Raw genomic sequence first — 25,135 nt, forward strand, 5'->3', positions numbered from 1 at the left:
CGGGTGTGCCAATTCAGGGATGAATGCATTGCAAGGTGAATTGCGGGTGGGTTTGCTACTGGAACAAGCCGCCCAACACACACAATACCAAGCGCTGATTGCGCAAAACGGTTGCCAGTTAGCGGCCACCATCAGCTGCGAAAATATCGGCAGCATTGCGGAGGTTCAGGCCGATGCCTGGCTGATTGTGGCAGATACCGCCATAGAAAATGCGGCCTTTACCAGCTGGTTGGCCGAAGTAGATGTGCCGGTGATTTTTGAAGAGGGCGCCGGGCAATCCCATGAGGGCTGGCAGCGGCGCTTGAGTATTAAGCTGCAACAGCTTGCCGGTGTGATCAACCTCGGCAGCCACCCCGTCAAGCCGCGGGAGGTATGGGTGCTGGCGGCCTCCACCGGTGGGCCTGCAGCGGTTAAACAGTTTTTACAGGCGTTACCCGAGGGGCTGGATGTAGCCTTTGTGTACGCACAGCATATCGACGGCGGCTTTGATGTGACCCTGGCACAAGTGATCAGCAAGGGTTCGGCATACCCGGCGGTACTGGCCGGCCACGGGTCGCTGGTGGCGGCCAACAGTGTATTGATTGTGCGGCCCGATCAACGTGCCGAGGTACAGGAAAACGGCACCTTGATTGTGCACAACGAGTGCTGGCCCGGCCAATATCGGCCGGCCATCAATCAAGTGATTGCCAATGTGGCGGCCATTTATGGCGCACATTCGGGCGTGATAGTGTTTACCGGCATGGGTGACGACGGCAGTGCCGCGCTAAAAATGATGAAGCAACAAGGCGGCACGGTATGGGCGCAGACGGCAGAAACCTGCACTGTGTCCAGCATGCCCGATGAGGCAATCGCAACGGGCACCGTTTCCTACACCGGCTCGCCCGAGGCCTTGGCCGTTAAACTGGCCGCGCACCTTGGCGCGCGTCATTAGGTAACACACCAAGAACGACCGGTGGGCAATGCATAGATTGCCCAAACCGGGAATAAAACAGTAATTCAGGCAGGCATATGAAAGCAAAAGCAGCGCTCGAACAACGTGCAATGGAAATTCCCAGTCTCATATTGCCCATGAGCGAGCACTTCATGTTGGCGCCCACTGTTTCGATTGCTGAAATCGTATCCTACGTCAGGCCCGTGCCCGTGCAAGACGGCCCCGATTGGCTGCTTGGCACCTTCGAGTGGCGCAAGCAACCGGTGCCTGTGGTGTCGCTTGAGGTTTTGCGTGGTGAGGCGGTGGGCGACATCGGCCAGCGCTCGCGCCTTGCGGTGTTTAACAACACGGGTGTGAGCGAAGATCTGCCCTTTTTTGCAGTGCCCACCCTCGGCATTCCGCGTTTGAGCCGCGTGCAGGAAGCCTCTATTCACGAAGTAAAAGACGTACCCCTCAAACCCTTTGAGCGCATTCGCGTTGATCTTGAAGGGGAGATTTGCGCCATTCCGGATGTGGCTGCCATGGAGCAGGTAATTCTGGATTTTCGCCGCAACGGCGGCAAAATCTGACCCGTTAAAAATCACCCCATTGGTATTGCAGTAAACTTAGGGCAACAATGGGTGCGGTTTCTGTGCGAAACACCCGCGGGCCCAAGGTGAGCTGTTGAAAGCCCTGCGCCCTTGCCGCTTGAATTTCATCGTCGTCCAGCCCACCTTCCGGGCCAATTAACAGCGCCGCGGATTTCGGCGCCTCATGTTGCGACAGGGTTTTATCACTGCGATGGTGCAGCACCAGTTTCAATTCTTCTGCGCGTGGGCCTAACCAATCATCGAGCTTTGCCGGCGCATTGATTACCGGTGGCACATTGCGTTGGCATTGTTCACTGGCTGAAATAGCAATTTGCTGCCAGTGCGCCAATTTTTTCTCTGCACGTTCGGCGTTCAGTTTCACTTCCGCGCGGCTGGTGAGCAGCGGGGTGATTTCGTTAACGCCAAGCTCGGTGGCCTTTTGAATAACCCAGTCGAACCTGTCGCCCTTGGAAAGCCCGATACCAAGGGCAAGTGTTAAGGGCGATTCGCGGTTGTCTGCGTTGAATTTGCCTACGCCAATACTCACCTGCTTTTTGCCGGCTGAATGTACGGTGGCCAAAAACTCGCCGCCTTCACCGTTAAATACTATGAGCGGGCGGCCCACCTCCATGCGCAATACGCTGCCAATATAGCGGCTGGCGGCTGCATCCAAATCGACCACCTGGCCACTGGCCAGGGGTTGTTTCACATAGAGGCGGGGGATACGCATAGTCCGGTCTCTGCTATTCGCCGTTCAGGTTTTTCAATATCTGGGCGGTGGGGTTGGTCTGGTTCATGGTGTAAAAGTGCAGGCCGGGCGCGCCGTTTTCCAGCAGGGTTTCACACAGCTCGGTTACCAGGTCTACGCCAAAGGCCTGCAGCGATTCGGTGTCGTCACCAAAACTTTCAAGCTTCTTACGCAACCAGCGTGGAATCTCGGCGCCGCAGGCGTCTGAAAAACGCGCGAGATTGCGGTAGTTGATAATCGGCATGATGCCCGGGTAAATAGGTGCATCTATGCCTGCCTGCTGGCACTGGTCTAAAAAGTGGAAGTAGGCATCGGGGTTAAAAAAGTACTGGGTAATGGCGCTGTTGGCACCGGCATCGAACTTGCCTTTCAGGTAGCGGATGTCGTCGCTGTAGCTTTTCGCCTCCGGGTGAATTTCCGGGTAGGCCGCCACTTCCAGGTGAAAGTGGTCACCGAATTTTTCGCGAATGAAGGCCACCAGTTGATTGGCGTACACCAGCTGCGAGTGCCCGCCCATGCCCGATGGCAAATCGCCGCGCAGGGCTACGATGCGCTTGACGCCAAAGTTCTGGTAATCGGCAATCAGCGCTTCAACGGCGGCCTCATCATCGCCACCAAAAGACAAGTGTGGCGCGGCGTCTATGCCTTGGTCGATGAGAGATTTCACCACCCCGCGGGTGGTGTCGCGGGTGGTGCCGCCGGCGCCGTAGGTAACTGAAAAGAAATCCGGGTTAAATTGTTGCAGTTCTTCGCGCACCTTATACAGCTTGGCTTTACCCTCAGCGGTTTTAGGCGGGAAGAATTCAAAACTGATGCGAAGTTCATCGCTCATGGTGTAATCCTGTGACTTTTTTAGTTTTTTGGTCTCTAGTTGCTAGCCCCTAGAGACTAGCAACTAGAGACTAGAGACTTACTAATATTTATAAGATTCAGGCTTGTAGGGGCCTTCTACCTTTACGCCTATGTACTTGGCCTGGGTTTCGGTCATTTTGGTGATCACGCCACCAAAGCCTTCTACCATGTCTTTGGCCACTTCTTCGTCCAGCTTTTTGGGCAGCACTTTTACGTAAATGTTTTGCGCTTTTTCGCCGGCGGGCAGGTCGGCAAATTTCTTCTCGTACAAATACATTTGCGCCAGTACCTGGTTGGCAAATGAGCCGTCCATAATGCGTGACGGGTGCCCGGTGGCGTTGCCAAGATTTACCAGGCGCCCCTCAGACAACAAGATCAAGTGATCGCCTTTGGCGGCGTCTTTCTGCGCTGCGCGGTATATTTTGTGCACCTGCGGCTTCACTTCTTCCCAGTGCCAGTTTTTGCGCATGAAGGCGGTGTCGATTTCGTTGTCAAAGTGGCCGATGTTGCACACCACGGCGCTCGATTTCAGCGCTTGCAGCATGGCGCTGTCGCACACGTTCACGTTGCCGGTGGTGGTAACAATCAAATCGGTGGTGCCAAGTACGGCGGTGTTGATATCTTCAATTTTGCCGGTGTTGATGCCGTTGTTGTAAGGCGAAACCACTTCAAAGCCATCCATACACGCCTGCATGGCGCAGATGGGGTCGATTTCGGTGACCTTTACAATCATGCCCTCCTGGCGCAGTGAGGCGGCAGAGCCTTTGCCCACATCGCCGTAGCCGATAACCAGCGCTTTTTTACCGGCCAGCAGGTGATCGGTGGCGCGCTTGATGGCATCGTTCAGGCTGTGGCGGCAGCCGTATTTGTTGTCGTTTTTCGATTTTGTTACGGCGTCGTTTACGTTGATGGCCGGTACCTTCAGGCTGCCTTCTTGCATCATTTCCAGCAAGCGGTGCACGCCGGTGGTGGTTTCTTCGCTGATGCCGTGAATCTTGTCCAAAAGGCTTGGGTACTTTTCATGGCACAACTGGGTGAGGTCGCCACCGTCATCTAGAATCATGTTGGCATCCCACACGGCGCTGCCGTCTTTTTCTGCCAATACGGTTTGCTCAATGCACCACCAGAACTCTTCTTCTGTTTCACCTTTCCAGGCAAATACCGGAATGCCAGCGGCGGCGATGGCCGCGGCTGCGTGATCCTGGGTTGAAAAAATATTGCACGAAGACCAGCGCACTTCAGCGCCCAAATCCACCAGGGTTTCAATGAGCACAGCGGTTTGAATAGTCATGTGAATGCAGCCCATGATCTTCGCGCCTTTGAGTGGCTGCTCGGCGTGGTACTTGCGGCGCAGCGCCATCAGCGCGGGCATTTCGCCCTCGGCGATTTCAATTTCGCGGCGGCCCCAGGCGGCGTCTTTTTCAAATTGGGCCAAATCTTTGGCGGCTACTTTAAAGTCGGTAAAACCGTTTGCTGAATAAGTCATATGTTTAATCTCTAAAAATTACTCGTCACTAATGCCTAGTTGCTAGTGACTAGCAACTAGAGACTGATTGTTTAAAGCGCTTTGGCGAGCTCGGCGGCTTTGTCGGTGCGCTCCCAGGTGAAGTCGTCAAGCTCGCGGCCAAAGTGGCCGTAGGCGGCGGTTTGGCGATAGATGGGGCGCTTCAAATCGAGCATGGCAATCAGGCCTTGCGGGCGCAGATCAAAATGCTCGCGCACCAGGTTGCCAATTTCCGCATCAGACAATTTGCCAGTGCCGAAGGTGTTCACCGCAATGGAGGTGGGCTCGGCCACGCCAATGGCGTAAGACACCTGAATTTCGCAGCGATCGGCAAGGCCCGCGGCCACAATGTTTTTGGCAACGTAGCGGCCGGCGTAGGCGGCGGAGCGGTCTACCTTGGAGGGATCTTTGCCCGAGAAAGCGCCGCCACCGTGGCGCGCCATGCCGCCGTAGGTATCCACAATAATTTTGCGCCCGGTCAGGCCGCAGTCACCCACGGGGCCGCCAATGATGAACTGGCCGGTGGGGTTGATGTGAAACAATGTGTCTTTGTGCAGCCACTCGGCCGGCAGCACGGGCTTGATAATTTCTTCAAGCACCGCCTCGCGCAGGTCGGCCTGTTTGATGTTGGGCGCATGCTGGGTAGAAAGCACAACGGCGTCTACGGCAACGGGTTTGCCGTTTTCGTAGCGCAGGGTAACCTGGCTTTTGGCATCGGGGCGCAGCCATTCGAGCACACCGTTTTTACGCAGTTTTGCCTGGCGCTCAACCAGGCGGTGCGCGTAATAAATGGGGGCGGGCATCAGCACGTCGGTTTCGTTGGAGGCAAAGCCGAACATCAGGCCCTGGTCGCCAGCGCCCAGGTCTTTGTTGTCTGCTTCATCTACGCCCATGGCGATGTCGGCGGATTGTTTGCCAATGGCGTTGAGCACCGCGCAACTTGCGCCATCAAAACCTACGTCGCTTGAGTTGTAGCCGATGTCTAACACCACATCGCGAATTAGATCTTCCAAATCCACGTAAGTGCTGGTGCGCACTTCACCGGCAACCACCACCATGCCGGTTTTTACCAGGGTTTCAACGGCTACGCGCGAATCGGCATCGTCGGTGAGAATGGCATCGAGAATGGCATCGGAAATTTGATCGGCCATTTTGTCGGGATGGCCTTCCGAGACAGACTCGGAGGTAAATATGGCGTACTCAGACATGCTGTGTCTCCGTTGGTATAAGCGTTAATTCAAGGCGCCAATTGAAATTGGCGAATTTGTATTTGAAATCCGTTGCGCAATGCAAAGTAGGCGCTTTGGCCTTCTTCCAGGCCCGCGCGCTTGGCCCAGTGGCTGAAATCTTCCGGTTCAAAGCCCTGCCACAGGTCGCCGCAATTGGCCTGCGCCCAGGATTGTTCGTGGCGGCACAAATCGGTAATCACGAGCCACCCGCCAGGGGTTAGCAGGCCGGCCAAATCCTGAAACACATCGGCCGGGCTCGGCGTATGGTGTAGCACCATATTGATGACCACGCAGTGGGCGGTGAGCTGTTCGCCAAGGGCGGTGCGGGTATCGCCCAGTAAAAAGTTGACGTTTGTAAGGCCCTGGTTGTTGGCGCGCGCTTGGGCCAACATTTCCGGCGCGTTGTCGATGGCCGTTACCGAGCGAAAGTGCTCACTCAGCCAGGGCAGCAGTTCGCCGGCGCCCGGGCCCACCTCAATGGCGGTGGCGTTATCAGGCCAGCTGATGGCTGCCAGGGCTTCGCGCACGCTGTCGCCGTATACGGGAAAGCTTGCAATCAGATCTTGCTGGGCCTGAAATTTTTCGGCGTTTTCGGCAAAAAACTGCTGCGAGGTTTGGCTGCGGGCCTCATACAGGGCGCTCAGGCGTGCACGCCGTTCGTCGCTCAAGGGCTGTTGATCAATGGTGGCCAAGAGCGCCGCCTTGGCGTCGTTCAACGGGTGGCCGGGCAGGAGCGGCTTGCGGCGGTAGTAAATGGAGTTGCCCTCGCGCCGGGTGGTAAGCCAGCCGCCTTTGCTGAGCACCTTTAAGTGGTGGCTCATGCCCGATTGCGGCATGTCCAACAGCCCTGCCAGCTCCAGCACGCCGTAGGAATCCTGGGCGAGCAGGCGCAATATCTCCAGGCGCAGCGGATCGGCCGCAGCTTTCAGCAGGCTGCTGAGCTGTTGCGGATCTACGCTTTGGGCATCTTTCGGGGGGTGGCTGTGGGTCATGGCGGCAAGTCTAGCAGTGAAATGGTGCTATATCAAAAAATTTTGATATAGGTTTTAAAGGAATAAAGCCGAGCCATTAACGTTAATTTGTAGGGCTGGCTGCAATAATGAACTGGCAGTGCGCGCAGGCCGTAGCACTCGGGTAATCAACTTAACGGGCGCAAAGCCTTTCGCACGCTGCCCCTGAATGCTTGCGTTAGTTCGGTCTAGGGCTAGTGTTAGCCCTGCTTTGGCACTAGTGTTAACAGGTGCATTGGGCGCAATTGATGATTCGGGAGTAGGTATGATTCACAGGCTTTGGCAAACCGCCAATTGCGCGCAATGGGTAGGCAGGCTCGCTCTGGTGCTAACCCTGTGCACCTTGCTGGCCTGTGGCGGCGGGGGCGGCAGTGATGCCCCGGCCAACGTGGCACCGGTTGCGGCCTTCACGGTGACGGCGGCAAGCCTCAGTGCGCCGGCAACGCTGGTGTTTAACGCCAGTAGCTCATCGGATTCAGACGGCAGCATTACCAGCTATCAGTGGGATTTTGGCGATGGCACCGCGGGCACGGGTAGCCAGGCCAGCCACCTTTTTCAAAATGCCGATACCTACAGCGTGACCCTGACGGTGACCGACAACGACGGCGCCACCCATAGCCTTACCCAAACGGTCACTTTAACCCAGGGCTTTAGTCTGTCGGGCACGGTGACGGCCGCGGCCCAAACGGCGGTGGATTCCGACACCAACGACCCGTTCAGCCAGGAGCAAGCCAACAATACCCTGGCTCAGGCGCAGGTCATCAGCAACCCGGTGAGCCTCAGCGGCTATGTCACCAATGAGGCCACGGGCAACACGGACAACAGCGACCGCTTTGCCAGCCGCGCAGATGTGTCTGACTTCTACGAGGCCAACCTCACCCAGGGCCAGGAGGTATTGCTGGAAATCAGCGATTGGGCCGGTGGCGGCACGGATCTGGATTTGTACCTCTACGATGCCAATGGCCTGATTGTTGGCTCGTCGACGGGTGTTAACGACACCGAGGTTATCAAGCCCTTGGTGGACGGCCGCTACCGCATCGAGGTGGTGGCCTATGCTGGCGCCTCCAACTACCAGCTGAGCCTGGTGGTCAATAGCGAGGCAACCACTGCCCGGCGCCACGGGATGAACGACCGCTCGCCGGTGCGCCCGGGCGAGTTGATTGTGGAATACGAGGGCAGCCTGATTCTCAGCCGCCAGGGCTTGGCGCTGCGGGCCGAGGGCCTGGGCCTGTTGGCGCAAAACCCGGTGCCCGGGCGCGCCAGCCTGAACCATTTTGATGCGGCAAGTCTGGGCCTTGGCACCGATGCACGGTTGGCCGCCATGGCCGAGAGTGCCTATGTGCCGCGCACGGCCCGGGCGCTGCAGCTGATGCGTGCGCGCTACCAAACCATCATGAAAGCCAAGGCGCTGGCGCGCGACCCGCGGGTAAAAGCGGTGGGGCTGAATTATCAGGTAAAACCGCAATTCACCCCGGCAGACCCGCACTACCTGCAACAGTGGCACTACCCGGCCATCGATTTACCTCAAGCCTGGGATGTAAGCATCGGCACCAATGCGGTGGTGGCCGTGGTGGATACCGGTGTGTACCTGGCCCATGAAGACTTGGCCGGCCAGTTGGTTGGCGGCTACGACTTCATCAGCAATGCCAACAATGCGCGCGATGGCAACGGCATAGATAACAACCCAGACGACCCGGGCGACAGTGGCGTGGCCGGCAGCAGTTCCTGGCACGGCACCCACGTGGCAGGCACCGTGGCCGCCGCTGCCGGAAACGGTAAGGGCGGGGTGGGCGTGGCCTTTGGCGCCAAGGTGATGCCCATGCGCGCGCTCGGCCAAGAGGGCGGCACCACCTACGATATTTTGCAGGCCGTGCGCTACGCTGCCGGCCTCAGCAATGATTCGGGCACTGTGCCAAGCCAGGCGGCACAGGTGATTAATCTGAGCCTGGGTTGCCAGTTTTGCTACTCCGCCATTGAAGAAAACGCCTACCGCGAGGTGCGCAATGCCGGTGTGATTCTTATTGCCGCCGCCGGTAACGAGGCCAGCACAGATCCGGGCTACCCCGCCTCTTACGATGGCGTGGTGTCTGTGTCGGCCACCGACCGATTCGACAACATCGCCCCCTATTCAAACACCGGCGCCTTTGTGGATGTGGCGGCCCCCGGTGGCGCCCAGCGTACGGGCGCGGTAAACGGTGTATTGAGTAGCCTGGTGGAAGAGTCGGGCAGTGCCCGGCGCAGCGGTTACGCCTACTATCAAGGCACCTCCATGGCGGCGCCCCACGTGGCCGGTGTGGCCGCCTTGATGGTGTCTATTTACCCGGATCTCACGCCCGATCAGTTTGATGCCGCACTTTCAAGCGGTGCCATAGTGGATGATCTGGGCGCCAGCGGCCGCGACAACAACTTCGGCCACGGGCGCATCAATGCGCGCAAGGCCGTGCAATATGCCACGGCGCTCGCCGGTGGCTCGGTGCAGGCAACTTTGGTGGCCTCGCCCAGAGAAGTGGATTTCGGTTCAACGCAAACTGCCGGGAGTGTGACTATCAGCCAGTCGGGCAGCGGCAATGTGCAGGTGACCGGCGTGCAATCCAGTGCCGCCTGGCTCACGGTTGCCGCCGCCAATGTGGATGCCGAGGGCCTGGGGGAATACAGCCTGAGTGCCGATCGCTCGGGCCTGGCCGATGGCCCCTATCAGGCCATGGTGACCTTCAGTGCAAGCTCTGGTGCCAGCCTGCAGGTGCGGGTAAGCCTCTACCAGGGCAGCAATGTGGCGCAGGCAGGCGCCGGCCACCAGTGGATTTTGCTGGTAGATGGCGATTACGAGTATGTGAATCAGGTGCATCTGGATGCCGATAACACCGGCGCCTACCCCTTCACCTTCGAGGGCCTGGCACCGGGGGATTACTATCTCATCGCCGGTACCGATTCCGACAACGACCTTGAGCTGTGTGATGCCGGTGAAATTTGCGGTGCCTACCCCACCGTGGGCTTGCCCACAAAGATCACGGTGAACGGGGATGTGAGTCAGGCGGATTTCAGCGTGCTCATGGGCGGTGCGCTGGGCGCGGCCGAGGCCCAGAGCGCAGGGCCAACATCGGCAGCCCCCAAGGTGCGCCGCCGCTAAGGCAATAACTGCGAAAGGGCGCCTTCGCGCCCGGGTGATTGAGTTTTATTGGTGGTGTTTGGCTTCGCACTTACTGCTCAATAGAAAACCGCACCCGCTCGCGCAGCCCCTGTGTGGGCACGGGTTCGTTGTCGATCATCTGCGGGCGGAATTTCCACTTCGCCACCGCCGCCAGTGCGGCTTTTTCAAACACGCCCTCCGGTTCTGCGCGCAGCACCTGCAGGTTGGTGGTGGTGCCATAGGCGGTTACGTCATAGGCCACATCCACAAAGCCTTCAATACCTCGCGCTAATGCGCGGCGCGGGTAGTTTGGGGCAATCATCACTTGCTTCACCAGATTGCCGCCGCCCAAATCAATACCGGGAATGTGGTCGGTAATTACGGGTTTTGAAAATCCCGGCAGCAGGCCCGCCACTTCCATGTCGCCCGCGTGTGGTTCAAATTCCGGCGTGGCGGGCAGGGGTTCCGGCTCCTGGGGTTTGGTGGCCTGTTCGTAGAGCACTTCAACGGGGCCTGGGTCGTCCATTACCACATTGATTACCGGCAAATCGGGTATGGCATCGGGCTCGGTGTAATCCCGGTCAATTAACACATGCATGCCGTAAATCAGCGCGATGGTTGTGAGTGCGGCACTCGGCAGTGCACTGGCAAAGCGAAATTCAGGGCGAGCGAAAGCTGCGGTGTTCATAGACACCCTCCTTAAACAAACGTCATGGGGTTAGTGGTGGCGCACCCGCCCGGGCAGGTGCAACCGGTGGACAGTGATCAGGTGTCCGGTGGTTCAGTGGTAAGGCTAAAGCGGTATTGCTCGGTCAGCCCGGTGAGGGTGAACGGCTGCTGGTGCAGGCGCGGGCGCGCGTAGCGCGATTGCGCAAGGGCCTGGGCTGCGGCCTGGCTAAGCCAGGGGTGCGGGCTTGATTGCACGCGGATGTCCTGCGGGCGGCCATCGGGTGCGATGGCAAAGGCAAGTGTTACCGTGCCTTCAATGCCGCGCTTGATGGCCCGCTGCGGGTAGGCGGGCGTTACCAATTCCAGCGGCATCACATTGGCAAACTGGGGCCTGCCCACGCGCACTTCTGTGGCTAAATCCCGGGCCGCCGGGCGCTGGGGGCGTGCGGCAATAACGCGCACGGTTTCAAGGGCGGCCGGCCTCGGCTGCCCGGGTTGGCGCGGCACCTGGGTAAGCGCCTGGCGATCAGGGTGAGCGCTTGGGGTATTGCCGGAAGTATCGCCTGAGGCGGGCAGGCGGCTTTCGGCTGCCTGAACTTCCTTCGGCATAAGGGTGACCATAAGTGTTGGGCGCATGGCTGTGGCCTGTGGTGCCACCTGCACGGCGCCTATCAGCAAGGCGCTGGCGCCCACCACCAGCGCCGCCTGCAATGCCGATTGCGCCTGGCGGGGCTCGCGGTCGAGGTTGTCGTCTAACAACAAGGAGACGCGCTGAAACAACAGAGACCCCGTAAGTGCCTGGGTGGGCAGCGATTCGGCGCGCAGGGCGCGGGCGCTGCTGATCAGAAGCTCGGCATAGTCGCTCGGGCGCTGGCCGCGGGCCAGTACCCAGTCGTCGGTGGCGCGCTCGGCTTGCTGTTGCTGCAGGTAGGCCAGCCACCACACAGGCGGCAGGTACCAAAACAGGGCGCACACCGCGCGGCTCAGCTGGTTAATTAACCAATCGCGGCGCTGTATGTGGCCCAGCTCGTGCAGCAGTGCGAGGGTTTGCAGGGGTTCGGGTTGATCGTGAAAATTCACCGGCACCAGAATTTCAGGCCGCCGCCAGCCCCAGGTTTGCGGGCCGGTTACGGCGCTGCACACTTTCAGGCGGGGCAGGGGCTGGGCGGTGAGTGAGGCCAATTCTGTGAGCTGTGGTGAATGGATACTGCGCCCGCCAGCGCTTACCCGGGCCAGCAGCGCGTAACCCAGGCATTGGTAAAACACACAAAACAACAGCCCGAACAGGTACACAGCCAACACTGCCTGCACGGCCGGCTCGCTGAGGCTCTGCCACACCGGTTGGCGCCATAACGCGCTGGTGCCCGCCAGCCACTGGCTGTGCAGCGTGATACCCGGCAGCCAGATTGCCAGCACACACAGCAGCGGCAAGCCCCACAGCAGGCCCGTGGTGAGCAGGTGGCTGTGGCTGGCCGAGCGGCGCTGCTCTTGGGCAATCAGCCACCAGGCCAGCGCAATCAGCACAACCGGCTTCACAACCAACAGCAGCAACACATCAAGGGTGGGCATGGCAGCCTCCGGCGGTGTTTATTGGGCGCGTTTTTTTGCACGCGCTTTGTTGATGGCCTGCTCCAGTGCGTCCAGCTCGGCATCACTCAACTGATCGCCACGCTCGCCCAGCAAGGCCTGGGTAGCCTTGGCAATAGAGCCATCAAAAAAGGTTTTTAACATGCGGGTAAGTGCCGAGTGCTGCGCTTGCTCGCGGGCCTGGGCCGGGCGGTACACATATTTGGTGCCCTCCTGGCGGTGGTTTACCAGCCCCTTTTCAATCATGCGCGCCAGCAGTGCGCGCACCGAGGAGTAGCTGGGTGGGTCTGGCATCAGCGCTTGCACCTGTTGGGCGCTGGCTTCTTCGGCCTGGTAGAGCACGTCCAGAATTTCCCGCTCGCGGCGGCTGATTTTGGGTTTGGTCACGGTGGCTCCTGTGGGGCGTTGAGTGGGTTTACCTGCTAATTTTTTAGCATGTGCTAAAAAATTAGCAGGTGGTTGGGGGCGGGTCAAGCAGTATTTAGGTTGGAGAAACCCAACTTAATGTTTATCAATGATGGATATTTTGATTATTGCCTTTACGCTCCATGCCCGTTACGCGAAAATAGCGCCCCTTTTAAGCCCCCGCCCGCAAGGTGGGTTGCCCGCTGCGCTTTGCCACACATACGCCACACAAAGGAGCCTCTCCAATGGCCGCACGCAATGATCTCGCCAATGCCATCCGTGCCCTCAGCATGGACGCCGTCCAGAAAGCCAAGTCCGGTCACCCCGGTGCCCCCATGGGCATGGCCGATATTGCAGAAGTGCTGTGGAACGATTATCTGAGCCACAACCCCGCCAACCCCAACTGGGTAGACCGCGACCGCTTCGTGCTCTCTAACGGCCACGGCTCCATGCTGATCTACTCGCTGTTGCATTTGTCTGGCTACGATTTGCCCATGGCCGAGCTCAAGCAGTTCCGCCAGCTGCATTCCAAAACCCCGGGCCACCCGGAGTACGGCTACGCACCGGGCGTTGAAACCACCACCGGCCCCTTGGGTCAAGGCATCGCCAATGCCGTGGGCATGGCCGTGGCCGAGAAAACCCTGGCTGCGCAATTTAACCGCGACGGTCACGACATTGTGGATCACTACACCTACTGCTTTTTGGGCGATGGCTGCATGATGGAGGGCATCTCCCACGAAGTGGCCTCCCTGGCAGGCACCCTGGGCCTTGGCAAGCTGATCGCCTTCTACGACGACAACGGCATCTCCATCGACGGTGAAGTAGAAGGCTGGTTCACCGACGACACGCCCAAGCGCTTTGAAGCCTACGGCTGGCAGGTGATCCCCGCGGTAGATGGCCACGACGCAGCCGCCATTAAAGCGGCCATCGAGGCAGCCCGCGCCGAGCACAACAAGCCCACGTTGATTTGCTGCAAAACCATCATCGGCTTTGGCTCGCCCAACAAGCAGGGCAAAGAAGATTGCCACGGCGCGCCATTGGGTGACGACGAGATTGCACTCACCCGCGCAAAACTCGGCTGGAACCACCCGCCCTTTGAGATCCCCGCCGATGTCTACGCCGGTTGGGATGCCAAGGCAAAAGGCGCCGAGCGCGAGCAGGGCTGGAACGCCAAATTCGAGGCCTACAAAGCTGCACACCCCGAACTTGCCGCCGAGTTTGAGCGCCGCGTAATCAAGGGCGACCTGCCCGCCGATTTCGCCGCCAAGGCCGAAGCCTTTATTGCCGAAACCCAGGCCAAGGCCGAGAAGATTGCCTCGCGCAAGGCCTCACAAAATACCCTCAACAGCTTTGGCCCCATGCTGCCCGAGCTACTGGGCGGCTCGGCCGACCTGGCGGGCTCCAACCTCACCCTGTGGAGCGGTTGTAAAGGCCTCACCGCCGAAGACGCCAGCGGCAACTACATCTACTACGGCGTGCGCGAATTCGGCATGGCGGCCATTATGAACGGCGTGGCCCTGCACGGCGGCTTCGTGCCCTACGGCGCCACCTTCCTGATGTTCATGGAATACGCCCGCAACGCCGTGCGCATGGCCGCGCTGATGAAACAGCAAAGCATTTTTGTGTTCACGCACGACTCCATCGGCCAGGGTGAAGACGGCCCCACCCACCAGCCCATCGAGCAGATTGCCAACCTGCGCATGACGCCCAACCTGAACACCTGGCGCCCGGCTGATGCCACCGAATCTGCCGTGGCCTGGAAAGCCGCCGTGGAATACCGTGATGGCCCAACCGCGCTGGTATTCAGCCGCCAAAACCTCGACCCAATCGAGCGCAACAGTGCCCAAGTGGCCGATATCGCCCGCGGTGGTTACATCCTGCGCGACAGCGATGGCGAGCCGGAGGCCATTCTGATTGCCACGGGTTCCGAAGTTGGCCTGGCGCTGGCTGCTGCCGATAAACTTACAGCGGCCGGGCGCAATGTGCGCGTGGTGTCTATGCCGTCTACCAATGTGTTTGACCAGCAAGACGCTCTCTACAAAGAAAGCGTGTTGCCGCTGTCGGTATTGCCGCGCGTTGCCATCGAGGCCGCGCACGTGGATTACTGGTACAAGTACGTGGGCCTTGATGGCCGCGTAGTGGGCATGACCACCTTTGGTGAGTCGGCCCCGGGTGCGGCACTGATGGAGCACTTCGGCTTCACCGTAGACAATGTTGTAGGTGTGGTTGAAGAGCTGCTGGATTAACTCGGTTTTTTAGCGTCAACCTCGCGCGGCGCGTTGCGCTGTCGAGGTGCGATGCAGAAGGTCGGGAGCAGGTCAGGTACAGCGGGGCGTCGGCGGCAGGGAAGCCGCCGTCGAGCTACAGGGAAGTATTTATGCGTCCCCGCTGTGCCTGACCTGCCCACGGCCGCAAGGTGTCAGGTGTGTTTATCGGGTCGCCCTTTTAAGACACGGTCAAATTAAGACACGGTCAAATTAAGACACGTTCAAAGCTTTCCCATTGCAGGGGTATGCATGGCAATACGGGTTGCAATAAATGGCTACGGCCGCATTGGCCGTTCGGTATTGCGCGCGTTATTTGAGGCGCAGCAGGCAGGCCGCGCCCAAAATTTACAGCTGGTGGCCATTAACGAACTGGCCGACGGCGCCACCATCGCCCACCTCACCCGCTACGATTCCACCCACGGCCGCTTCGGCGCGCAGGTGGCCTTGCAGGATGAAGGCCGCATTCGCATCGCCCATTGGGACATCGCACTTTTACACGAAGAAAATCCTGCCCGGCTGCCCTGGCGCGCGCTGGATATCGACCTCGTACTCGAATGCACTGGCACTTTTAGCGATCGCGCCACCGCCCAGCTGCACATAGATGCCGGTGCCAAACACTTGCTGTTTTCACACCCAGCTACCAGCGAAGTGGACGCCACCATCGTCTATGGTTTCAATCACCAAAGCTTGCGCGCCAGTCACACTATCGTGTCGAACGCCAGCTGCTCCACCAACTGCATCGTGCCGGTAATTCACTCGCTGCACGAAGCGCTGGGCATTCGCTCGGGTATGCTCACCACCATTCACTCGGCCATGAACGACCAGCCGGTGATTGATGCCTACCACCACACGGATTTGCGCAAAACCCGCTCGGCGTTTCAATCGATTATTCCGGTGGAAACCGGCCTTGCCCGCGGTATAGACCGCCTGCTGCCAGCCCTGGCGGGCAAGTTTGAAGCCCAGGCCATGCGCGTGCCGGTGGTGAATGTGTCGGCCATTGATTTGAATTTGGTGGTGGCGCAAGAAACAGACGCCAATGCCGTAAATGCGATTTTATCGAATGCCGCGCGCGCGCAGTTCGATGGCGTGCTGGGCTATACCGATGAACTGTTAGCCAGTTGGGATTTCAACCACGATGCCCGTTCCGGCATTGTGGATGGCGGCCAAACCCGCGTGGCCGGCAGCCAGCATGTCAAGGTGTTAACCTGGTTCGACAACGAGTGGGGCTTTGCCAACCGCATGCTCGATACCGCAAGTTTTTGGGCGCAAACATTTTAATGGCGCGGCCTTTGAACCGCGCGCAACGCAATACCTATAAGAAAAAATCCGTCACACATTTTGAATGAAAAAGGGGTAGTTCCAATGGCTGTAAAGCTGATGCAGGATCTGGATTTAACGGGCAAGCGCGTATTGATTCGCGAAGACCTGAACGTGCCGGTAAAAGACGGCAAGGTCACATCCGATGCGCGCATTCGCGCAGCACTGCCAACCATCAAGGCCGCCGCGAGCGCCGGTGCCCGGGTGATGTTGATGTCGCACCTCGGGCGCCCGGAAGAAGGCGTGTTCGACGAGGCCGCATCACTCAAGCCCGTAGCTGCGCACCTGAGTGAGCTGCTGGGTGCCCAGGTGCCCGTGATCAAAGACTGGCAGGCAGGCGTTACCGTTGACGCGGGGCAAGTGGTGCTGCTGGAAAACGTGCGTTTTAACAAAGGCGAAAAGAAAGACGACGAAACCCTCGCCAAAGCCTATGCCGCCCTGTGCGATGTGTTCGTGATGGATGCCTTCGGCACCGCCCACCGCGCCCAGGCCTCTACCCACGGCGTGGCCAAATTTGCGCCCGTGGCCTGCGCAGGCCCCCTGCTGGCCGCCGAGCTGGATGCACTGGAAAAGGCCCTGGCCAAGCCCGAGCGGCCGCTCGTGGCCATTGTGGGTGGCTCGAAAGTTTCCACCAAGCTCACCGTGCTGGAATCCCTCTCAGATAAGGTGGATCAGCTGATTGTGGGTGGCGGCATCGCCAACACCTTCCTCGCCGCCAGCGGCAAGCCCGTGGGTAAATCCCTGTGCGAGCACGACCTGATCGACGTGGCCAAATCCCTCATGGCCAAAACCCACATTCCCGTGCCTGTGGATGTGGTCACCGGTAAGGAATTCAGCGAAACCGCCGAGGCCACTGCCAAAGCGGCCGATGCCGTAGCCGAAGACGACATGATCTTCGACATCGGCAGCCAAACCAGCGCCCAGCTTGCGGAAATATTAAAAACGGCCAAAACCATCATCTGGAACGGCCCGGTGGGTGTGTTCGAGTTTGATCAGTTTGGTGCCGGCACCCAGGCGTTGGCGCAAGCCATTGCCGAATCCAGCGCCTTCTCCATTGCCGGTGGTGGCGACACCCTGGCCGCGGTAGATAAATACGGCATTGCCGAGCAGGTGTCCTATATTTCAACGGGCGGCGGCGCCTTCCTCGAATATGTTGAGGGGAAAGTGCTGCCAGCCGTTGCAATGCTGGAATCGCGCGCGGCCGAATAACCCTGTGCCCGCGCACAGGTTGCGTGCGCGGGCCGCGGGCTGCAGGCTTTTGAGTATAGATGCACACCAAGGCGCCGCAGAGCGCCACACCGGCTTTGTTTTTTGGCCGGGTTTAAAATGAACGATTTACAGAAGTTAAGAGTTACAGAAGTTAAGAGTTACAAGGTTGCAGAAAATAAAGACCGTAGAGTCTTAGAACGCAAAGTTCACACACGCTAGAACTAGACCGGAAAACCGGCACTACACTTAACGAGAGCGGCAGGGCAAACACCCGCTGCAAGAGAAACGAGAAGGAACCCAACATGGCCTTAATCAGCTTGCGTCAGCTGCTGGATCACGCCGCCGAACACAACTACGGTGTGCCGGCATTTAACGTTAATAACCTCGAGCAAATGCGCGCCATTATGGAGGCGGCCGACAAAACCGACTCGCCGGTAATCGTGCAAGCCTCCGCAGGTGCGCGCAAATATGCAGGCGCGCCCTTCCTGCGCCATTTAATTCTGGCAGCTATAGAAGAATTCCCGCACATTCCCGTGTGCATGCACCAGGATCACGGCACCAGCCCCGCCGTGTGCCAGCGCTCTATTCAGCTGGGCTTTTCCTCAGTGATGATGGATGGCTCCCTGAAAGAAGACGGCAAAACGCCGGCCGACTACGAATACAACGTGCGCGTAACCCAAGAGGCCGTAGCCATGGCCCACGCCTGCGGTGTATCTGTTGAAGGTGAGCTGGGTTGCTTGGGATCGCTTGAAACCGGTGAAGCCGGTGAAGAAGATGGCATCGGAGCCGAGGGCAAACTCACTCACGATCAAATGCTCACAGACCCGGAAGAAGCCGCCGATTTCGTGCGTAAAACCCGGGTAGATGCCCTGGCCATTGCCTGCGGCACCAGCCACGGCGCCTACAAGTTCACTCGCCCGCCAACCGGCGACATCCTGGCCATCGATCGCATCAAAGCCATTCACGCGCGCATCCCCAATACCCATTTGGTTATGCACGGCTCATCGTCTGTGCCGCAAGAGTGGTTGAAGGTGATCAACGAATTTGGCGGCGACATACCCGAAACCTACGGTGTGCCCGTTGAGCAAATTTGCGAAGGCATCAAATACGGCGTGCGCAAGGTGAATATCGACACCGATCTGCGCCTGTCTTCTACCGGCGCTGTACGCAAATTTCTGGCGGAAAACCCCCGCGAATTTGACCCGCGCAAATTCCTGGCCAAAACCACCGAAGCCATGCGCGACATTTGCATTGCGCGCTATGAAGCCTTCGGCACCGCCGGTAACGCCAGTAAAATTAAACCCCTGAACTTAGAGGCTATGTACCTGCGCTACGAAAATGGTAGCCTAGATCCAGAAGTCAACTGAGTGAGATAACGGCAGCTTCGGCTGCCGTTTTTTGTTATGTCTGAATTATCCACCGCCATTACCGCCATCCACACCCAGTGGCAGCCACTGAGCGGCAGCGCGCAATGCGAAAAGCCCTGGCGCGAGAGCGCGGCCTTTCAAACCTACTTACAATTTTATGGCCTCACCCGACTACAGGCGCGCTTTCAAAACCTGCGCCACGGCTTTGGTTACCTGAATGTTTCTGCACAAAAAATTGCCGCCCACTATTGGCTGCCCAGCGCGCCCAAGGGTGTGCTACTGGTGCTGCACGGCTACTACGACCACGTAGGCCTGTACGGCAACGCCATCGAATTCGGTTTGCAACAAGGCTTTGCCGTAGTCGCCTTTGATCTCCCGGGCCACGGACTTTCTGAAGGCCCGCGTGCAAGCATTGACGATTTCAGCCAATACACCGCAGCACTTGCCGCTGTGGTGAACCTAGCCGCAGAGCTGCCGGTTGACGGCCCAACCTTTGCGCTCGCCCAAAGCACCGGTTGCTCGGTATTGCTGAAATACCAGCTGGACATGCACGCGCAAGTAGAGCACGCAGACATACTGGATGGCCAAATACTGCTCGCACCACTGGTGCGCCCGCACGGCTGGCATATAAGCCGCTTCGCGCATTTCTTTCTGCGCCACTTCATCAAGCACCTGCCACGAGTGTTTACCCACAACTCCCACGATGAAGCGTTTCTGGAATTTCTAAAGCGAGACCCACTGCAACCCACACAGCTTTCTGTGCGCTGGGTAAGCGCCATGAAAATGTGGTTGCACCAATTCTGGCGCTGCAAGCCCCTCACCTTGCCTACGCTCATCATCCAAGGGCGCGAAGACACCACTGTCGATTGGCGCTTTAACATCCCCGTACTCACCGCACGCCTGCCGAACCACCAATTGCACTGGCTAACCCATGCGCGTCACCAGCTCATTAACGAGCGCTCCGACATCCGCGCTGAATACCTCACGGTAGCGGCACAGTTTCTTGAAAGCCTGCGCGTAAAGGCTAAAGCCAAATCCGAGCGACTGGCCAGCAAGGCGGGGTAGATGAGTGTTGCGCTAAGATTGCAGGCTAGCTACCTGGCGTCCAGTGCGCTTATTGACAAGGTTATTATCAGGCTTCTTTAGGGTTGATATAGGGTCAGCGCTGGTACGGCCTTTGCTGCTTTGAAATCGTATCTATGCATCTGTGTATTTGTGCATTTGTATTTGAATGCTTGCGCTCAATCTCCGCAAACCGCAAACCGCAAACCGCAAACCGCAAACCGCAAACCGCAAACCGCAAACCGCAAACCGCAAACCGCAAACCGCAAACCGCAAACCGCAAACCGCAAACCGCTGGCGCCCGCGCCCAAACATATTGCTCTATGCCTGCCAATAAGCGTTGGCTTGCTTAAATGGGCATCCCTGGTGATTTTTTAAAAATTCAGGTGGCGGTGATTGGTGTGGGCGGCCATGTCATGTAGATCAGTTGCGCACCAAGAGTGTGCCCCGATGCCGTTTTTCAGTAGCTAGGTCTCAGTTTTATCCTCAAGAAATTCAATGTTTTTTCGCCATTTATCGTTTTTAATGAAGGGCTTATCGGGTATATTTCGACATGGTCTACGGGGAATATATTGCCAACCGCTTTAGGTATTGGCAGTGATATGTTGATTTTCACGCCAAAATATATTGCCAAAACCAAAAATACAGGGACCCAGCGTTGGATTTATCCAATATTTTGAAAATAAATATCCGCGCTCCGTCCGTTGAATAAGCTGTTATGTGAAGCTATGAAAGATCAGGTACGAAGTGTTCTCGAGGAAATGAGAGCCAAATACTCAGATTTCTCGTTTGAACAAATCAAAGAGATTGGCTGGGTAAATCTTGAAAGTATAAGAATAGAAGGTAAGAAGTACTGGCCCTCTATATGGTCACAGGTGCACAAGGACGATGACTATATACTGGTAGTACAGCTTACGAGGTGGTATTTCCTCAGAATAGTTGGTTCTACAGACTGTATCGGTTACAGATTTCATAAGTCCGGTGGCATTGAAGAAATTGATGAGATATATCTAATGAACGAAGTGGGGCATCCGTGAAATCACATAACAAGTGCATCTTGTTCGCCGCTAAAAAGCGCGGCGGGACGGCTACGCGTTCGCTTCGCCGCCCCAAATGCAGGCGTTAAGTGTCTGTTCAGCGTCGGTTCATAATTAGGCAGGATAATCTCATATTTTTAAAAGGAGCTTTGCAGTGTATAAATATCTTGTCGCAGTGGTAACTTTGTTTACTAGTTTTTTCGCATATTCATCAGATCGCAACATTACTTATCTAGTCGCATACGATGCTGGAGAAGTCGCATCGACTAAAACATACAGTGTAGCTCTCACTTCAGGTGGTGCGGAGACGGTTAAGCTCGATGGTGGGTATTCGTTAAAGGTGGCTGGCACCACAGAGGGTGTATCTACGGTATTATTGAGTCCAGCAGGGGAGACTCAGTTGGTTACGAATCAAAGTTCGGAATCTGTTCTAAATGGTAACTTTTTACTTGTTTGTGCAAAAGACGGTTTTACCAAGCGTATTAGTCCTATTCCAAGCGAGCTACCCTCCTGCAACCCCACTTAACAAGGCCATTTTGCCTCGCCAGCAAAGCTGGCTGGACAAATTTTCCGTGGCTCGTTTTGTGCTTTGACGCTACGCTAGCACAAAACGCCCCACTCCAAATTTGCCGCAAATGGCGGCGTTATATTTCACTATGAATCGAATACTGTATTTACTGTTAATCTTGTCGCCGCTATCGAGTGCGTGTGAACTCACTAAAGAGTATCGAGAAGTGCGCACCCAGATAGTCAAAGACGCCAAATATGCGTATCGTGCATGTACAGATTCAGTGGATAGCTTTCATTATTGGCAGGAAGTTGCCGTCTGCGAGAAAGAAGGCGGTGGTGAAAATATTGGTGGTGGTTGCCAGCACATTGTAGCCAACAGGGTTTCTAAAGTTAAGCGCAGCTATGAACACTGTGGAATATTTGAAATAAGTTCCGATGAAATCCAAAATTATTTCGAGGAATACGTGAAGTCAAAAAATATAACAAAGTGTTCAACCACCGCTACGCCTTCGGCTTCGCTGGACAGTCAAAGCGCTGGTTCTTTTGTGCATTTGCTTCGCAAATCTTCGCACAAAAGCCCCAGCACTTTGCCTGCCGGTTAACACGGCGTTAAGTGTCAAAGATGGAAATGATCAATTCGGTAGTTTCAACAATTTTATGCTCTGTTGTCCTGGTAATTGGCGGGCTATGTTTCTTTAAGGGTTTTTATTACTTTATAAAGGCACTAGCTAATCGAAATGCCGAGGTAGCAAAGGGAAATTACTTCACGTCATTCAATTTTACCAATGCACTATGGTTACCAAATGCACTAACCATAGAGGGTAAAAAATACAGGGGTAAAGCAGTTAAAAATATTGGCTGTTTATTCTGCCTATTAATCGCGTTAGTGTTATTAAATAACTATGTTCTCTAGTCGCAAAAAAGCACTTAACAAGGCCAGCCAGCATCGCTCCCTGCGGTCGCTGGACCTCGTTTCACTCGGCCGCTGCTGGCGGCGTTAAGGTGCTCTAGAAAACTTTAATCAATTGAGTGCCAGGCAGGAAGTTTTTACACAGTTTCAAATAATTCCGGCATCAGGGAGTGTGCCGCGTCAAAATCGCAGTTTCTCCCAGTGCCAAAAAGTAAGCCCGTAGTGGTGCGTAGTTCGCAGCATCTTTCGGCATAAGTTTAGGTTTCGCAGGGTAGCCAAGCTGTGGCATTCTTGCGGGTTAAATTAATCAGGTTAAGGTTTCGCTGCCGCTCCACAACGTACGTTGTAGCAAGTTTGGTAGATCGCATCCTTAACAAGGGTGGTCATGTCGCAGCTAGCACTGCTGGACGGCCTCCGCTGCGCTGCGGCCGCCCATGCCACCGGCGTTATGTGTAAGGGGAGGGTATGAAATTTACAGCTGGAGCAATTCTAGTATTAATAGCTAGAGTTTTAGTATTTGTCGGCGCGTTAGAAATATATCTCTTATATACAGGCGAAATATCTTTTAAAGAGGGGCGTGAATTAAAGATTGAATACGGAGTACTATTTATATTAACTGGTATAGCTTTGTCATATATTTCTTGGCGTTGGTTTGCTGATACGCAAGTTGGTTGGTCTCAAATTCCACATCAGTCATTTGCAATTGTTGCGGCGATTGTAGCCTTGGCCACGGTTTTTGAAATATTTTCAAATTACGCACAGTTAAATAACTATATCGTGTTTATTGTATCTACATTTATTGCTGGCAGTTGGTGGTATCGTGCTAAATCTAAAAACACATAACAAACCAATCAACGATGCTCCCTGCGGTCGCCGGACCTCGCTGTCGCTCGGCCCGTTATTGGGGCGTTAAGGTGCTCTAATAAATTTTGATCAAGTGAGTGCTGGGCAAAAAGTTTTTACACAGTTTCAAAGAATTCCGGCATCAGGGAGTGTGCCGCGTCAGAATCGCAGTTTCTCCCCATGCCACAAAGTAGTCCGTAGTGGCGCAGAGTTCACAGCATCGTTCGGTAAACTTTTAGGGTTCGCAAGGTGGTCTAGCTATGGCATTCTTGCGGGTAATTTTATCTAGGTTGCGGTTTCGCTGCCGCTCCACAACGTAAGTTGTAGCAAGTTTGGTAGATCGCATCCTTAACAAGGGTGGTCATGTCGCAGCTAACGCTGCTGGACGGCCTCCGCTGCGCTGCGGCCGCCCATGCCACCGGCGTTATGCAGATCAAAAGGAATTAACAAGCCATGGATTTAGCAAGTGTTAAAAAGGCTGGTCTCAGTAGTCTGCTAATGCTCGGAGTAGGGTTTGGTCAGGTATTATCTGCCTGGTATGTCGGTAACCAGTCAGAAAATATTCTTATTGTTGGTGCAATATTTCTTTGTTTAAGTATCGCAACATTTTGTGGGGTTTACTGGTTTCATATCTGGTGGTCTATTAAGCGCGCAAGGTTGGGAAATTCAGAACCAATGCCACTACTGTTTTCGCCATTGGTGTGGGTGCCCATGGTGGCAGCTCTAGTATATTTAGGCATTCAACTTCACAATGCATAACAAAGCCAAGCAGGTATAGCCGCTAAAATACAGCGGCTAGGACAGCCAACACTACGCGCTTTTTGTGTTGTCGCTATCGCTCCAAATTAACACAAAAATCGCTACATGTTGTCTGCCCCTGTTGGCGGCGTTAGATTACTATCAAGATCCAACCAAGGAATAAGAATGACAGAAGAAGTGCAACAAAACTGGATAGCAAATTTTTGGAGGAGAATCGGAGCTCTTTTTATCGACACTCTGATTCTTGGGTTAGTGGGTTTTCTATTGGGGTTAGCCCTTAAGGCTACGTTTGTTCAAATCGGTGGCTGGGGGCGTTTAATAGGTTTTGGTATTGCTTTAGCCTATTTCGGGTTAATGAATAGCAAGCTGTCTAATGGACAAACTATTGGAAAAAGGCTTTTAAATCTTAGAGTCGTTGATTTAGATAACCATACAATACCTTTAATTAGGTCTGTATTTCGATACATTGTTTTGGCCGCTCCTTTTTCTTTAAATGGGGCCCAGTTTTCAAATGAAGCGTTACTTTCGTATTTAATGTACCCGCTCTCTATGATCGTTTTCGGCGGGTTATTTTCTATAATTTATTTGTACATATTTAACAGAGTAACCAGGCAGTCACTTCATGACCTTGCAGCTGGCACCTTGGTGGTCAATGCCAACATTGAAAAGCAAGAGGTTGGCAAAGTTTGGAAGCTCCATCTAGTAATAGTTGCAGTATTTTTTGTCGCTGCTGCAATAGTCCCTGCCTTTACTGGGAAACTGGCACAGAATGAACCATTTAAAGACATGCTTGCGGTTCAGTCGGCTCTCTCAAATGAGCAAGAAGTATCTTATGCTACGGTTACTACCAGTACGACGACTTTCAGCTCTGTAAATGAGGGGACCAAAACAACAACATATGTAACTGCTCAAGCCGTTCTCTCATCCAATAAAGTTAGTGATGTTGAGCTTGCTCGAAAATTAGCCGCTATTGTTATCCAAAATTACCCCGAAGCAGTGAATAAAGATGCTCTTAGAATTACTCTAACATACGGCTATGACATAGGTATCTGGTCTCAGTGGTCAAGCCATACACATGATTTCAATCCTGGTGAGTTTGCTGGTTCTGAGTAAGCGTAATCTAACAAGCGGCTGTTGTCGGACGTGCCTACGCTACGCTTCGGCACGCCGCAAAGCCGGGCGTTAAGTGTCTGTTCAGCTTCGGTTCATAATTAGGCAGGATA

22 protein-coding genes are annotated in these 25,135 nt (G+C 55.8%); 14 read left to right on the forward strand and 8 right to left on the reverse strand.

Annotated features, from left to right (window positions below; translation table 11 throughout):
* The first annotated feature begins 19 nt into the window (after positions 1-19).
* The gene (locus L1F30_RS01535) at positions 20-931 is read left to right on the forward strand and encodes a chemotaxis protein CheB (RefSeq protein WP_253358539.1); all 912 of its coding nucleotides are present in this window, start codon (positions 20-22) and stop codon (positions 929-931) included.
* 77 nt (positions 932-1,008) lie between these two features.
* The gene (locus tag L1F30_RS01540; RefSeq protein ID WP_253358541.1) at positions 1,009-1,500 is read left to right on the forward strand and encodes a chemotaxis protein CheW; all 492 of its coding nucleotides are present in this window, start codon (positions 1,009-1,011) and stop codon (positions 1,498-1,500) included.
* 4 nt (positions 1,501-1,504) lie between these two features.
* Here the strand turns inward: L1F30_RS01540 and L1F30_RS01545 are convergent, their stop codons facing one another.
* The 5 genes from L1F30_RS01545 to L1F30_RS01565 form a co-directional block, all read right to left on the reverse strand.
* On the reverse strand, positions 1,505-2,230 hold the full coding sequence (locus L1F30_RS01545; RefSeq protein ID WP_253358543.1) for a 16S rRNA (uracil(1498)-N(3))-methyltransferase: 726 nt from the start codon (positions 2,228-2,230) through the stop codon (positions 1,505-1,507).
* A 13-nt stretch (positions 2,231-2,243) separates the two neighbouring features.
* Positions 2,244-3,080, reverse strand: a complete 837-nt coding sequence (metF, locus tag L1F30_RS01550) for a methylenetetrahydrofolate reductase [NAD(P)H] (protein WP_253358545.1) — start codon at positions 3,078-3,080, stop codon at positions 2,244-2,246.
* Positions 3,081-3,161: 81 nt separating this feature from the next.
* On the reverse strand, positions 3,162-4,586 hold the full coding sequence (ahcY, locus tag L1F30_RS01555) for an adenosylhomocysteinase (protein ID WP_253358547.1): 1,425 nt from the start codon (positions 4,584-4,586) through the stop codon (positions 3,162-3,164).
* Positions 4,587-4,657: 71 nt separating this feature from the next.
* Positions 4,658-5,812, reverse strand: a complete 1,155-nt coding sequence (metK, locus tag L1F30_RS01560) for a methionine adenosyltransferase (protein WP_253358555.1) — start codon at positions 5,810-5,812, stop codon at positions 4,658-4,660.
* A gap of 29 nt (positions 5,813-5,841) precedes the next feature.
* Positions 5,842-6,825, reverse strand: coding sequence for a metalloregulator ArsR/SmtB family transcription factor (locus L1F30_RS01565; protein ID WP_253358563.1), 984 nt, complete (start codon positions 6,823-6,825; stop codon positions 5,842-5,844).
* A 283-nt stretch (positions 6,826-7,108) separates the two neighbouring features.
* Between L1F30_RS01565 and L1F30_RS01570 the strand changes: the two genes are divergently transcribed.
* On the forward strand, positions 7,109-9,970 hold the full coding sequence (locus L1F30_RS01570; RefSeq protein ID WP_253358565.1) for a S8 family serine peptidase: 2,862 nt from the start codon (positions 7,109-7,111) through the stop codon (positions 9,968-9,970).
* Positions 9,971-10,040: 70 nt separating this feature from the next.
* On the opposite strand, the gene L1F30_RS01575 is transcribed toward L1F30_RS01570, so the two are convergent.
* The 3 genes from L1F30_RS01575 to L1F30_RS01585 form a co-directional block, all read right to left on the reverse strand.
* Positions 10,041-10,658 (reverse strand): energy transducer TonB, encoded by a 618-nt coding sequence (locus L1F30_RS01575; protein WP_253358567.1) that lies wholly within the window; start codon positions 10,656-10,658, stop codon positions 10,041-10,043.
* Between the two features lie 77 nt (positions 10,659-10,735).
* A complete protein-coding gene (locus L1F30_RS01580) occupies positions 10,736-12,208 on the reverse strand; it encodes a M56 family metallopeptidase (RefSeq protein WP_253358569.1) in 1,473 nt (490 codons plus the stop codon).
* Between the two features lie 18 nt (positions 12,209-12,226).
* Complete coding sequence (locus tag L1F30_RS01585) at positions 12,227-12,613, reverse strand: BlaI/MecI/CopY family transcriptional regulator (protein WP_253358571.1); 387 nt, start codon at positions 12,611-12,613, stop codon at positions 12,227-12,229.
* Positions 12,614-12,876: 263 nt separating this feature from the next.
* On the opposite strand from L1F30_RS01585, the gene tkt reads away from it, so the two are divergent.
* The 11 genes from tkt (at position 12,877) to L1F30_RS01640 (ending at position 25,025) form a co-directional block, all read left to right on the forward strand.
* Positions 12,877-14,877 (forward strand): transketolase, encoded by a 2,001-nt coding sequence (gene tkt / locus L1F30_RS01590; protein WP_253358573.1) that lies wholly within the window; start codon positions 12,877-12,879, stop codon positions 14,875-14,877.
* Positions 14,878-15,147: 270 nt separating this feature from the next.
* Entirely contained in the window at positions 15,148-16,176 is a 1,029-nt protein-coding gene (locus tag L1F30_RS01595) for a type I glyceraldehyde-3-phosphate dehydrogenase (RefSeq protein WP_253358575.1), read from the forward strand.
* Positions 16,177-16,260: 84 nt separating this feature from the next.
* Complete coding sequence (locus L1F30_RS01600; RefSeq protein ID WP_253358577.1) at positions 16,261-17,424, forward strand: phosphoglycerate kinase; 1,164 nt, start codon at positions 16,261-16,263, stop codon at positions 17,422-17,424.
* A gap of 302 nt (positions 17,425-17,726) precedes the next feature.
* Entirely contained in the window at positions 17,727-18,791 is a 1,065-nt protein-coding gene (gene fba / locus L1F30_RS01605) for a class II fructose-bisphosphate aldolase (RefSeq protein WP_253358578.1), read from the forward strand.
* A gap of 36 nt (positions 18,792-18,827) precedes the next feature.
* Entirely contained in the window at positions 18,828-19,856 is a 1,029-nt protein-coding gene (locus L1F30_RS01610; protein ID WP_253358580.1) for an alpha/beta fold hydrolase, read from the forward strand.
* Between the two features lie 725 nt (positions 19,857-20,581).
* On the forward strand, positions 20,582-20,890 hold the full coding sequence (locus L1F30_RS01615; protein ID WP_253358582.1) for a hypothetical protein: 309 nt from the start codon (positions 20,582-20,584) through the stop codon (positions 20,888-20,890).
* A gap of 154 nt (positions 20,891-21,044) precedes the next feature.
* Complete coding sequence (locus L1F30_RS01620) at positions 21,045-21,416, forward strand: hypothetical protein (protein WP_253358584.1); 372 nt, start codon at positions 21,045-21,047, stop codon at positions 21,414-21,416.
* 130 nt (positions 21,417-21,546) lie between these two features.
* On the forward strand, positions 21,547-22,002 hold the full coding sequence (locus L1F30_RS01625; RefSeq protein WP_253358586.1) for a hypothetical protein: 456 nt from the start codon (positions 21,547-21,549) through the stop codon (positions 22,000-22,002).
* A 773-nt stretch (positions 22,003-22,775) separates the two neighbouring features.
* The gene (locus L1F30_RS01630) at positions 22,776-23,153 is read left to right on the forward strand and encodes a hypothetical protein (protein WP_253358588.1); all 378 of its coding nucleotides are present in this window, start codon (positions 22,776-22,778) and stop codon (positions 23,151-23,153) included.
* 453 nt (positions 23,154-23,606) lie between these two features.
* On the forward strand, positions 23,607-23,912 hold the full coding sequence (locus L1F30_RS01635; protein WP_253358590.1) for a hypothetical protein: 306 nt from the start codon (positions 23,607-23,609) through the stop codon (positions 23,910-23,912).
* 165 nt (positions 23,913-24,077) lie between these two features.
* Positions 24,078-25,025, forward strand: a complete 948-nt coding sequence (locus tag L1F30_RS01640) for an RDD family protein (protein ID WP_253358592.1) — start codon at positions 24,078-24,080, stop codon at positions 25,023-25,025.
* The last annotated feature ends 110 nt before the right edge of the window (positions 25,026-25,135 follow it).

Source organism: Simiduia sp. 21SJ11W-1 (assembly GCF_024138675.1).
Lineage (GTDB): Bacteria > Pseudomonadota > Gammaproteobacteria > Pseudomonadales > Cellvibrionaceae > Simiduia.